General features: G+C 70.1%; 10 protein-coding genes and 1 pseudogene. 4 read left to right on the plus strand and 7 right to left on the minus strand.

The features are described 5' to 3' along the window. From G4D87_RS22960 to G4D87_RS22985, 6 genes and pseudogenes are all read right to left on the minus strand, one after another. Positions 1-202: pseudogene (locus G4D87_RS22960) on the minus strand (tRNA (adenosine(37)-N6)-threonylcarbamoyltransferase complex dimerization subunit type 1 TsaB); the annotation flags it as partial. A gap of 11 nt (positions 203-213) precedes the next feature. After that, positions 214-717, minus strand: a complete 504-nt coding sequence (locus G4D87_RS22965) for a septal ring lytic transglycosylase RlpA family protein (RefSeq protein WP_163784352.1) — start codon at positions 715-717, stop codon at positions 214-216. 7 nt (positions 718-724) lie between these two features. Continuing rightward, complete coding sequence (gene rseP / locus G4D87_RS22970) at positions 725-2,356, minus strand: RIP metalloprotease RseP (protein WP_176410733.1); 1,632 nt, start codon at positions 2,354-2,356, stop codon at positions 725-727. A gap of 84 nt (positions 2,357-2,440) precedes the next feature. Beyond that, positions 2,441-3,271 (minus strand): phosphatidate cytidylyltransferase, encoded by an 831-nt coding sequence (locus tag G4D87_RS22975; protein WP_163784354.1) that lies wholly within the window; start codon positions 3,269-3,271, stop codon positions 2,441-2,443. Next, entirely contained in the window at positions 3,268-4,059 is a 792-nt protein-coding gene (gene uppS, locus G4D87_RS22980) for an undecaprenyl pyrophosphate synthase (protein WP_163784355.1), read from the minus strand. The genes G4D87_RS22975 and uppS overlap by 4 nt, the downstream gene beginning before the upstream one ends. Positions 4,060-4,224: 165 nt before the next feature. Next, positions 4,225-5,178 carry an SDR family oxidoreductase gene (locus G4D87_RS22985; protein WP_163784356.1) on the minus strand — a complete coding sequence of 318 codons (954 nt, stop codon included), beginning with the start codon at positions 5,176-5,178 and terminating at the stop codon, positions 4,225-4,227. Positions 5,179-5,303: 125 nt separating this feature from the next. Here G4D87_RS22985 and G4D87_RS22990 point away from each other — a divergent pair, with 125 nt between their 5' ends. The 4 genes from G4D87_RS22990 (at position 5,304) to dinB (ending at position 10,430) form a co-directional block, all read left to right on the plus strand. Continuing rightward, complete coding sequence (locus G4D87_RS22990) at positions 5,304-6,296, plus strand: helix-turn-helix transcriptional regulator (RefSeq protein ID WP_163784357.1); 993 nt, start codon at positions 5,304-5,306, stop codon at positions 6,294-6,296. Positions 6,297-7,010: 714 nt separating this feature from the next. Continuing rightward, entirely contained in the window at positions 7,011-8,153 is a 1,143-nt protein-coding gene (locus G4D87_RS22995; RefSeq protein WP_163784358.1) for a serine/threonine-protein kinase, read from the plus strand. Beyond that, entirely contained in the window at positions 8,150-9,100 is a 951-nt protein-coding gene (locus G4D87_RS23000; protein WP_163784359.1) for an RluA family pseudouridine synthase, read from the plus strand. The genes G4D87_RS22995 and G4D87_RS23000 overlap by 4 nt, the downstream gene beginning before the upstream one ends. Positions 9,101-9,221: 121 nt before the next feature. Beyond that, entirely contained in the window at positions 9,222-10,430 is a 1,209-nt protein-coding gene (gene dinB, locus G4D87_RS23005) for a DNA polymerase IV (RefSeq protein WP_163784360.1), read from the plus strand. Between the two features lie 131 nt (positions 10,431-10,561). Here dinB and pcnB read toward each other — a convergent pair. Continuing rightward, the coding region (pcnB, locus tag G4D87_RS23010; protein ID WP_163784361.1) for a polynucleotide adenylyltransferase PcnB at positions 10,562-12,157 on the minus strand (1,596 nt) is incomplete at its 5' end.

A 12,157-nucleotide genomic window follows, 5' to 3' on the forward strand; every position in this document is an offset into this window, starting at 1 on the left:
GGCCCACCACCAGCCCCTCCAGGGTGGGCAGCGTGGCGCCATGGCGCTCCAGCAGCTCCCCGACGATGCCGGGCAGCAGCTCGCTCTGCTTGCGCGGCGGCCCCACCACCACGTGCTCAAGCGTGCGCAGCGCGCCACCGGGCGCTCGCTCCACCAGGGCCAGCGACAACGTCAACGTCGAGGTGTCCAGCGAGAGAAACATGGGACGGCTCACTACACCGGCGCGGCCCACATTGCCTGCGGAATCTCCGACACCCGGTCCTCGCAGCGGTACAGCCGGACGCGCACCACGCCCTTGTCCAGCATGCCCAGCTTCCGGGCGGCGCCCTTGGACAGGTCCACGATGCGCCCGTCGATGAAGGGGCCCCGGTCATTCACCCGCACCTTCACCGCGCGCCCGTTCTCCATGTTCACCACGCGCAGGCACGAGCCGAAGCGCAGCTTGCGGTGCGCGGCCGTCATCGCCTCCTGGTCGAAGCGCTCCCCGCTCGCGGTGGGCCGCCCGTGCAGGCCGGGGCCGTAGAACGAGGCCAGCCCTTCGCCCAGGTACGAGCGCGGCATCTGCCCGCGCCGCGTCACCCCGGGCGAGCCACCACGGGACTTCGGCGACTTCGACGGGCGGGCGGCGTCCTCCGCCGGGTCGGGCCTGGCCGCGCGCGAGGCGCACGCGGAGGTGAAACCCAGGCAGAGCAGTCCGGCAACGGCGAGTCCTCGCATGCGTCCTCTAGCGGGTGATGTCGTTGGTCACGGCCAACAGCATCAGCAGGACGAGCAGCGCGAGCCCCACCATGTTGGCCACCTCGCGGACGCGAACAGGGATGGGGCGGCGGCGAATTCCCTCCCAGGCGGCGGAGAGCAGGTGGAAGCCGTCCAGCACGGGGATGGGCAGCAGGTTCATCACCCCCAGGTTGATGGAGATGAGCGCCATCAGGTGGAGGAAGCTGTCCAGGCCCTGCTCGGCGCTCTTGGACGCCAGCTGGTACATCATGATGGGGCCGCCCACGGTGTTCATCGGCACCGAGCCCACCAGCAGCCCGCCGAGGACCCGCACCATCTGCCCGACAATCTTCGGGACGATGAGGGCGGCCTGCTTCAGCGCGGCGCCCGGCCCCAGGTGCACCGTCACCTCGTCCAGCACCGGCATGTCCGCCGCGGAGAGCACCCAGTTGCGCACGCCCAGGACGATGGGCGCGCTCGCCGTGCCCAGCTCGTCCTCCGTCTTCAGCGGCGCCTGCGCCAGCGTCTCCGTGCGCTCGCCCTCCGCGCCCCGCCACGTCAGCTGGAAGGAGCGCTCCTTCAGGGCGTTCAGCTTCGAGGAGAACTTGACGAAGGACTCCGGCTTCTCGCCATCCAGGGCGATGATGCGGTCTCCGGGTCGCAGGCCGCCCTTCTCCGCCGCGCTCCCCGGCGCCACGGTGGCCAGGTACAGGTCGGACGTCTCCGCGCCCACCGTCGCCAGCCCCACGCCCGGCTGCTTCGGCACGGTGAGCTTCAGCACGGAAGCCGCCCGCCCCGTCACGGCGCCCGCGGCCACGGAGTCCATGCGCCGGAGGGTGAGCTCCAGGGGCGTGCCCTCCGCGTGCTTGTCCAGCTCTTGCTGGAAGCGCGCTTCCGTCTCCACGCTCACGCCGTTGACGGCCAGGATGCGGTCGAAGGTCCGCAGCCCGGCCTGCTCCGCCACCGAACCCGGCGGCACGCCGACGATGGGCGGCTTCGACACGGCCTCCACCCCAATGGAGCCGCGCTCCACCGTGTCGATGGGGGACGTCTCCACGTTCTTCGTGGGCGTCACGTCCAGCGTCAGCTTCTGGCCGTTGCGCTCCAGGACGATGGGGACGGGCCGCTCGAAGCGGCCGACGAACGCCTCCCGCATGTCATTGAACGTGCGCACCGGCTCGCCATCCACGGACAGGATGCGATCTCCGGGGCGGATGCCGGCGGCCACCGCGGGCATGCCCTCGCTCACCGTTCCCACGTAGGTGGAGGTGGCCTGGTGCGGGCCCAGGAAGACGAAGAAATAGACGAGGATGGGGAAGATGAGGTTGAAGGCCGGCCCCGCCAGGACGATGAGGCCGCGCTTCCACGGCGGCTGCGCCAGGAAGCCCCGGCTGGCCTCCTCCGGGCTGAGCTCCTCGTGGGGCATGTCCCCCGCCATCTTCACGTAGCCGCCCAGCGGCAGCAGGGCAATCTGGTACTCCGTCTCGCCCTTGGTGAAGCCGATCAGCTTGGGTCCGAAGCCAATGGAGAACTTCAGGACCTTCACACCACAGGCCTTCGCCACCAGGAAGTGGCCAAGCTCGTGCACCGTGACGAGCACGCCGAGCAGAATGACGAAGAACCCGATGTTTTGGAGCATGGGCGCAACAGTAATCGTGGGCGCCCAGGCGGACAACGCGCAACCGGGCCCTCCGAGCAGACGGGCAACCGGAAGGGGCGCTCCCTAGGGCAGCAGGCCCCGGATGAACTGCACGTAGACGAACACCAGGGGCGCGTTGAACAGAAGCGCGTCGATGCGATCCAACACGCCCCCGTGCCCGGGGATGAGGAAGCCCGAGTCCTTCACCCCGTAGGCCCGCTTGAGCATGGACTCACACAGGTCGCCCACCGGCCCCAGGATGCCACCCGCGATGCCCAGCAGCACGCAGTCCCACGCCGTGAACACGGGGAAGAAGAACTGCTGGGCAATGAACATCCCGCCCACCGAGCCCAGCATGCCCCCGAAGAAGCCCTCCCACGTCTTGTTGGGGCTCACCTCCGGGTAGAGCTTGTGCTTCCCCAGGAACCGCCCGAAGAAGTAGGCGGCGGTGTCATTGGCCCAGGTGATGACCAGCGCGCAGATGACCCAGGCCATGCCGTGGTCGGGCAACAGGCGCAGCGCGGACATGGCCGTGAGGCCCACCGCGCCGTACAGGAAGCCGTTGACCAGGTGCGCCGTGCGGGTGGGCGCCTCCGCCAGCGGGCCCTTGAAGAGGTGGTAGATCCACGCGAAGAACGCGAAGACGATGGTGAGCCAGAAGGCCGTCTCGCCCGTGCGCGCCGCGTCCCGCAGCGGCAGGAAGGGCAGCACCGCGGCGAAGGCCATTCCCACCCAGGAGGCCACCGTCAGGCGCTTCTGGACGATGAGGTAGTACTCACCCACGCACGCGGCGGCGGCGGCGCCCAGCAGGGCCGCGCTCCAGTAACCACCGAGGAACAGCAGCAGGAGGACCAGCGGCAGCAGTGTCACCGCGGAGACGACGCGGATGACGAGGTTTCGGTTCTTGTCGTTCACGCCTTGGCCTGCTGAGGAGCGTCCTCCCGCTGCACCTGAGCGGACGTGAGGCCGAAGCGGCGCTCACGCTGCTGGTACTGCGACACGCAGCGGAGGAACTCGTCAGTACGGAAGTCCGGCCACAAGGCGTCGGTGAAGCACATCTCCGCGTACGCCATCTGCCAGAGCAGGAAGTTGGACACGCGCAGCTCGCCGCTGGTCCTCACCATCAGGTCCAACGGGGGCAATCCCTGCGTCCAGAGGAACTGCTCGAAGTCGCTCTCCTCCACCCGTCCCGCCGCCAGCTCTCCACGCTCCACGGCCTCGGCCAGCCGCCGCGCGGCGTGGAGGATCTCCTCCCGCCCGCCGTAGGACAGCGCCAGCGACAGCACCATGCCGGTGTTGTGCGCGGAGTCGGCCCGGAGCCGATCCAACGGGTCGCGCACGTAGCGCGGCAGCCGGTCCACGTCTCCAATGGCGTTGAGGCGGATGCCGTTGTCCAGGATTTCGGGGCGCTCGCGCTCCAGGTACTCCCGCAGCAGGTCCATCAACCCGGCGACCTCTTCCGCCGGACGCGCCCAGTTCTGCGACGAGAACGCATAGAGCGTCAGCGCCTGGATGCCCAGCCGGCGCGCGGTGCGCGTCACTTCTCGCACGCTGGACGTCGCCTCCCGGTGCCCCTCCAGCCGGGGCAGACCTCGGGACTCCGCCCATCGCCCGTTGCCGTCCATGATGATGCCCACGTGGCGCGGCATCGGCCGGGCCTTGACGGCTTGTTCCAGGGTGGAAATCACTGAGGGGCGGTCCATGAAGCCGCGCACCCTAGCGATGCCGCCGCGCGCCGTCCACGGGCGCGTGCCCCAACCGTCACGGTCGGCCCCTGGCCGGTCGCCCGGTGGCGGTGGGTGGCCGCTCCCTGTCAGAGGGACCGCCCGGTGTAGGCCAAAGTGAGCAACCGTTCGCTGGAGGACCCTTCAGCCCAGCGGCCAATCCGGGCTCGCCAGCTCCATGGGGCCGTCGCGCCAGGACGTGTAGGCGTCCTCGTCCGCGACCCGGTACGGCGTGCCGAAGGCGCGCGCGAAATAGTCGCCCCAGTGCGGCTGGGAGCCGTCGGCGTCGGTGAAGCCGTATTCGCGGGCCAGGGCCCAGGAGCCGAAGACACGGCCGGCCTTGGCGCCCACGTTTGGATCCGCCGCGAGCGCCGCCACCGCCCGGCCCACGTAGGCAGGGCTCTCCGAGGCGATGAAGTGCGGATCCTTCGCCGCGCCGTCGCGCCAGTTCGCCTCCGTCACGCCGAAGTGCTCCAGCATCTCCTCGGAGCGGAGGAAGCCGGGCGTCAGCGCCAGCGCGGTGACGTTCGTGCGGCGCAGCTCCCGGGACATCCCGAAGGCGAGCCGGATGACGGACAGCTTCACCAGGTCGTACCAGAGGTTGCCGCGATAGCCGAACGAGTCCCCGTCCGTGATTTCGACGACGAGCCCCCGCTCGCCGCCCAGCATGAGCGGCACGGCGTGGCGGCTGGTGAGCAGGTGCGTGAAGACGGCGCGCTCGAACATCTGCTGCCCCTTCGCGGCGGACTGTTTCCAGAACGCCGGGCCGAACTCGGTGAGTCCGTCGCCGCCCCAGATGTCGTTCACCAGGATGTCGAGCCGCCCCTGCTCCCGCTGGATGCGCGCGCACAGCGCTTCGACCTCCGCTTCGACGGAGTGGTCCACACGGACGGCGATGCCCCGGCCGCCCTTGGCGTCGACGAGCTCGGCCGTCTCTTCGATGGTCTCCGGACGCGAGCCCGTCGCGGGCCGGCCGCGCACGCTGCGCCCGGTGCAGTACACGGTGGCGCCTGCCTCTCCCAGCATGGTGGCGATGCCGCGCCCCGCGCCTCGGGTGGCTCCAGCGACCAGGGCGATGCGTCCTTCGAGTGGCTTCATGGCGGGTACTCCTCCAGGCCCACGGGGACTGTGGACCGCTGTGGGTTCATGTTCGCAGCCTGGCGAGGGAATCCTGACATCTGGTGTCATGATTCCCCGCGTAGACTTCGCTTCGGAACCTGCCCATGCGCGCCGACCGACTCGTCAGCCTGACCCTGCTCCTCCAGACGCGCCCGAAGATGACGGCGGGCGAGCTGGCACGGGAGCTCCAGGTCTCCGAACGGACCATCCACCGGGACCTCGACGCGCTGTCCGGCGCGGGCGTGCCCGTGTATGCCACCCGAGGCGCCGCGGGAGGCGTGGCGTTGATGGAAGGCTGGCGCACTCAGCTCACGGGCTTCACGCGAACGGAGCTGCACGCCCTGGCGGCCGTGGCGGCACCGGGGGCCCTGGATGATCTGGGGCTGACATCGGCGCTGCGTTCGGGACTGGTGAAGCTGGCGGCGTCCCTGCCCGCGCTCCAGCAACCCGCGCTGGAGTACGCACGTCAGCGGCTTCACGTGGATGCGTCGTCGTGGTTTCCGGAGCGTGAGGCCGTGCCCCATCTGGCGACACTGCGTGACGCCGTCTGGCAGGACCGCCGCGTGTCCCTGACGTACCGGGACTTCGAGGGCAAGCCGAGCCGCAAGGTGGTGGACCCGTATGCGCTCGTCATCAAGGCGGACCGTTGGTACCTCGTCGCGCGCACGGGCGAGGAGGAACCGCGTGTGTATCGAGGCTCGCGCGTGGAGGGGGCACGGATGCGCCCGGAGACCTTCGTCCGGCCGGCGCGCTTCGACCTGCCGTCATTTTGGAAGGCGTGGTGCTCACGCTTCGCGGAGAAGCGCGCGACGTACGAAGTCACGCTGCGCTTGACGCCGGAGGCGCTGGAGGCGCTGCGGAGGATTCGGCCGGCAGCGGATGGAGCACGGCTGGACGCCGCGCCGCTCGCGGCGGATGGACGCAAGACGGTGGTCGTCGACTTCGAGCGCGAAGCGATTGCCTTGGGTCAGCTCTGCGACGTCGGCACGGGCTTCGAGGTGCTCGCTCCGGATGCACTTCGGAAGAGGCTCCTGACGCTGGCGACGGGCATCCTCGACGCGCATGGAGGTGCCACACCGCCGAGCGTGTCCGCGTGACACACCCGCGCACGCGAACAGCGCCCATCAAACTCCTGATTGCGCCGCCGAGAGCGAACGTTTTCCCGAACCTGTCAACGCAAGCAGGACAGTGAGCTTCCTACGAAGCCTCCGGCAATGGAATCGCGCCATTCCTCACACGACGCCATATTGACCTGAACTCCGCGCAGCCCCCAACTGCGTGTCCTTCGAATTCCGTATGGGATTGACTCCAAGCCTTCCCACCAAAGTTTCCGTCGGGAGCTGAATGTCTCACCAATCCCCTACTGCCGCCTTCGCAACGCGCTCAGCACCAAGGGGCGGCGAGAATTCGGGAAAGAGTGCCGGGGTACGGAGCGCGCAACCAGCGAGCGCGCGCGTGATGAGCGCCTTTGTGAATTGCTCCGGGACTCTTATCCCGACGACGAGGTCTTGTACGAAGTCAGCGAGTCCGACAGGCGGCTCTACGCCAGCAGGGGCGCGCGAATGTCCTTGAGCACAACCGTCTTCTCCAAAGCACTTAGCCCTCGACCTTCGTCAGCAGGAGCGTCCCCAGGCCACCGCCTGACGCAGGCTTTCGCGTCACTGGAACTTCCCGCCCCACCCCAAGTCGCGCTCTCCGTGTTTTAACCGTAAAGTCGACCTCTCTTGCCGCCGGTTCTGCCGGGCGCCGAGCAATCAGGCGCTGCCAACGTTGACCCTGACGTGACGTGGTCCGTAGGATTTCGGCACCCCATGCCCCCGAAGGACATTGGTCCCTACCGCGTTCTGGAGACGCTTGGCAGTGGCGGGGCAGGAACCGTTTATCGGGCCCTGGACCGCCGCACCACCGACGAGGTCGCGCTGAAGCTGCTCTCAGCCGGCCCCGCACGGGACGCGCGTGCCGCGCGCAGGCTCGCGCGCGAGTTCGACACACTCGTGGACCTGTCTCACCCCAACGTCGTGAAGGTGTTCGAGTCCGGCGTGCACCAGGGCGTGCCGTACCTGGCCATGGAGCTCATCGAAGGGCTCACCCTCCGCCACTACCTCGACCTGAGCAGCGGTGACCGGAATACCCCTCCGGGCAACCACACGCCGCGCAGCCCCTTGTCCGTCCTCCGGACCGCGGACGATGACTTCGGCCCCTTGAGCCGGAGCTTCTCCGATTCGATGGATGACTCGGACGACAGCCCGCATGACGGCACCTTCGGACTGGAGGCCTTCGCGGAGGAGCCGCCCAGCGAGGAGCTGGAGAGCTTCTCCTCCGAGGCCAGCCCGCACGCGGGCCTCGGCTCGGATGACTCGCTGGAGGGCTTCGACCTGCCGCCGCCCATGCCGCGCGGCCCGGAGCCCGAGGAGGAGCCGGCACGCGGGGTGCGCGAAGAGGACCTCAACCGGCCCGAGCGCATGGGACGTCTCAAGGACGCCATGCTCCAGATTTGCGAGGCCCTGGCCTACATCCACGGCCACGGCCTGGTCCACCGCGACCTCAAGCCGTCCAACATCATGGTGGACGACGACCGGCAGGTGCGGCTGATGGACTTCGGGCTCGCCAAGTTCCTGGCGGACGACGCGGCCATCACCGAGGCCGGCAAGCTGGTGGGCACCTACCGGTACATGGCGCCGGAGCAGATTCTGGGCGAGCCCCTGGATGGACGCTCCGACCTGTACAGCCTGGGGGTCATCCTCTATGAGCTGCTCAGCGGGCGGCCCCCCTTCGACGCGAAGACGCCGCACGAGCTCTGGCGCCAGGTGCTGGAGACGGAGCCGCCCCCCGTGCTGGCGCTGAACCTTCACGGGGATCCGCAGCTCGCGCGCGTCGCCCACCGCCTCATCCGCAAGGAGCCGGACGACCGGTTCCAGACGGCCGAGGAAGTCTACGAGGCCCTGTCCGAGTGAACCCCTCCAAGCTGCACACCCTCACCGTGGACGCCGACAAGGCGGGCCAGCGGGTGGACCTCTTCGTTGGTGAAGCGCTGGGCCTCTCCCGCGCGCGACTCAAGCGCCTCTTCGAGGCGGGCGCGGTGAAGGTGAACGGCCGCCCCGCGAAGAAGGGCCTCACGCTCACCGCCGGGCAGCACATCGCCGTCGAGGTGGAAGAAGAATCACGCGAGGCCGTGCCCGACGCGGACATCCCACTCATCGTGCTGCACGAGGACGACTCGCTCGTGTTCGTGGACAAGCCCGCGGGCCGGCCGTCCCACCCGCTGCAGTCCGGGGAGACGGGCACGGTGGCCAACGCGCTGGTGGCCCGCTACCCCGAATGCGCCCAGGCCTCCGTGGACGCGCGCGAGGGCGGCCTGTGCCACCGGCTGGACGTGGAGACCTCCGGCGTCGTCCTGGCCGCGCGGACGCGAGAGGCGTGGAGCGCCGTGCGCGAGGCCTTTGGCAGCCGCGCCGTGGACAAGCGCTACCTGGCGCTGGTGACGGGGCCGCTGACGGACGAGGGCGATATCGACATTCCCCTGCGTCATCATCCCCGGCACCCGGACCGCGTGGAGCCCGCGCCCCACGGGGCCGAGGACGCCCGGGAGGCGGTGTCGAAGTTCACCGTGCTGTCGCGCTCGGGTGAGTTCAGCGTGGTGGAGGTGAAGATTCTCACCGGCGTGCTGCACCAGGTGCGCGCGCACCTGGCGGGCATTGGCGCGCCCATCGTCGGGGACAGCCTCTACGGCGGACGCGAGGCCCCGGAGCTGGGCCGCTTCTTCCTCCACGCCCGCTCCCTGGGCCTGACGCACCCGCGGACGCTGCGGCCCCTGACGGTCCACAGTCCCCTGCCCCCGGAGCTCCGCGCCGAGCTGGAGCGGCATGGCCTGCCCCTGCCCCACGGCGAGCAGCCGGACTGAGGGCTTTCCACGATTCGCCCATCACCTGTTGCCAGGGCCCCAGGTCCAGCGTCCCGCCGCGGTGTCTCGAACCCCAGGTGCTCCGCAGGCGTCAGAGCGCCCCGCTAGAGTGACTCACACGATGCGAGCCATCATCCACGTGGACATGGATGCCTTCTATGCGTCCGTGGAGCAGCGGGACAACCCGGCCCTGCGGGGCAAGCCGCTCATCGTGGGCGGGCATGCGCAGCGCGGTGTCGTGGTCGCCGCCTCCTACGAGGTGCGCCCCTTCGGGGTGCGCAGCGCCATGCCCATGGCCCGTGCGACGAAGGCCGCGCCCCATGCGCTCGTCGTGAAGCCCCGCTTCGCCGCGTATGCGGAGGCCAGCGAGCAGGTATTCGCCATCTTCGAACGCTACACGCCGCTCATCGAGCCGCTGTCGCTGGACGAGGCCTTCCTGGACGTGACGGCGTCGGTGGGCCTCTTCGGCACGCCCGCGGACATCGCCCGGCGCATCCGCAAGGAGATTGCCGACGAGCTGGACCTCCCCGCCTCCGCGGGCGTGGCCACGGTGAAGTTCGTGGCGAAGATTGCCTCCGACCTCGCCAAGCCCAATGGCCAGCGGGAGGTGCGCGCCGAGGAGACGGTGGCCTTCCTCGCGGGCCTGCCGGTGTCGCGCCTGTGGGGCGTGGGGCCGAAGACGGAGGAGGCGCTCCGGCTCGCCGGGCTGAAGACGATTGGCGACGTGGCCCACCGGGAGTTGGACTGGCTGGAAGACAGGCTGGGCTCCAGCGGACGGCACCTCTGGGAGCTGTCCCAGGGCATCGACACGCGCGCGGTGGTGCCGGACCGGGCCGCCAAGAGCGTGGGCGCGGAGGACACCTTCGACGAAGACCTCGTGGGGGTGGACGCGCTCAAGCCACACATCCACGCCCAGGCCCTGCGCGTGGCGCGGCGGCTGCGGCGGGCGGCGCTGAAGGGCCGCGTGGTGCAACTCAAGCTGAAGTTCGCGGACTTCACGCTCATCACCCGGCGCACCACGCTGCGCGAGGCCACGGATGACGGGCAGACGCTCTACCGCGCGGCGCTGGAGCTGCTGGACAAGTCGCACCAGGGCAAGCCGCTGCGCCTCACCGGCGTCAGCGTGCAGTTGGATGAAGCGCCGCCCCAACTGGGCCTCTTCCCCGCCGCCGCGCCGCGCACCGCGAAGCTGAACGCGGCGCTGGACAGGATTGCCGAGCGGTTTGGCAGCAAGGCCATCACCACCGCGGACATCGCCGGCAGCGAGGCCACCGACAGCGCCGAACACCGCTCCGAGCGCCCGGTGGAAAAGGGCGGGCCCAAGGACTGAGGGCCCGGCGTTGGTGAGCCCTCACGCCTGCTGACGGTGCGGTCCCAGGCCTGACGGACGCGACTTCGACGCAGGCATCGCCCGGCTCGGAGGACGAGCCGGCGCCCTCACACCCCGGACGCGACTTCGACTCAGGCGTCGCTCGGCTCGGAGCTCTCACCGGACGCGCCGCTCGCCGAGGGACGACGGCGGCGGCGACGGCGGCGGCGCTTGCGCTGGCCTCCCGCGTCGGACTCCTCGCCGTCCGCGGCGGCGGCGCGCGGCTGCGGCACCTCACCGGCCTTCCACGCCTCCAACTGCTCGCGGTTCTCTCCCGTGGCCTCCACCGTCATCTCGAACACGGTGAGGGCCTCGCTGAAGAGCGGGTGCCGCTTGAAGGCGGCGCTGCGGCGGCGGCGCTCACCGGACAGCGTGCGCTGGGCCAGCAGCAACATGCGGCAGCGCTCGGCGATGCGGCGCGGCAGCCGCGCGGACTGCACGAAGCCCGCGAGCAAATCCTCCACCACCTGAGACACGGACGGGCGGCCCTCCTGCGACTCCTCGGGCCCCGTCGAGCGGCTGATGGGAATCAGCAACATCGCCAGGAGGATGGCGTCATCCAGCGCCTCGCCCGCGGCCACGCGCCGGTCCAGCGACTCCGCGAAGGCGTAGAACGTCTTCTCCCCCTCCTTGCCGTGCAGCTTGAGGTACGCGTTGACGGGCGGCAGCAGGATTTTGAGCGCGTCCAGCGCGTCCAGCAGCTTCAGCGCGGGCGCGGACACGCCGCCGCGGATGAGGCGGAACGTCTCCTCCAGCAGGCGCGCGGGGGCGCAGCGGGGCAAGTCCTCCACCGCGCCTTCCATGGCCGCGTACGTCCGCGACTCGATGTCCAGGTCCAGCTTCGCCGCGAAGCGCACGGCGCGCAGGATGCGCACCGGGTCCTCGCGCATGCGCACTTCCGGGTCGCCAATGGTGCGGATGAAGCGCTCATCCAAATCACGGCGGCCACGGACGTAGTCAATGACCCGCCCTTCGGCCACGTCGTAGAACAAGCCGTTGATGGTGAAGTCACGCCGGCGCGCGTCCTGCTGCGCGGTGCCGAAGACGTTGTCATGGGTGATGAGCAGGTCCTCACCGTCCCCGTCCTCCTCCCCCCCGGTGGCCGCGGGCTCCAGCTCCGTCGGGTTCGCGCGGAAGGTGGAGACCTCGATGATTTTGCCGCCCTTGAAGTAGACGTGCGCCAGCCGGAAGCGCCGGCCAATGAGGCGGCAGTTGCGGAAGATGCCGCGCACCTCGTTCGGCGTCGCGCTGGTGGCGATGTCGAAGTCCTTCGGCTTGCGCCCCAGCAGCAAGTCGCGCACGCAGCCGCCCACCATGTACGCCTGATGGCCGTGCTGGTGCAGGCGGAGCACCACCTTGAGCGCGTCCGGGTCCAGCTCGTCGGGGTCGATTTCCGCCGGCTCACCGGTGGGCCGGACGTGGGGCGCTCGCAGCGCGCGCTCATCGGGCGTCGGCTCCGGCTCGGGCTCCAGGACGATGGGGACTTCCTCGACGTCCTCGCCCCGGGACTCGGCGGCGTCCTCGGCCTCGGCGGCGGCCAGCGCGGCCTCGGCGCCCAGGACGACGTCGTCCAGGCCCGCCTCGGCCAGGTCCACCTCGTCGTCGTCCTCCTCGTCGTCGTCCTCCTCGTCCTCGGCATCCGCGTCAGCGGGGGCCGGAGGCGGCTCGGCGGAAGGGGCGGCTTGAAG

It is taken from the genome of Myxococcus vastator (assembly GCF_010894475.1).
Taxonomy (GTDB): domain Bacteria; phylum Myxococcota; class Myxococcia; order Myxococcales; family Myxococcaceae; genus Myxococcus; species Myxococcus vastator.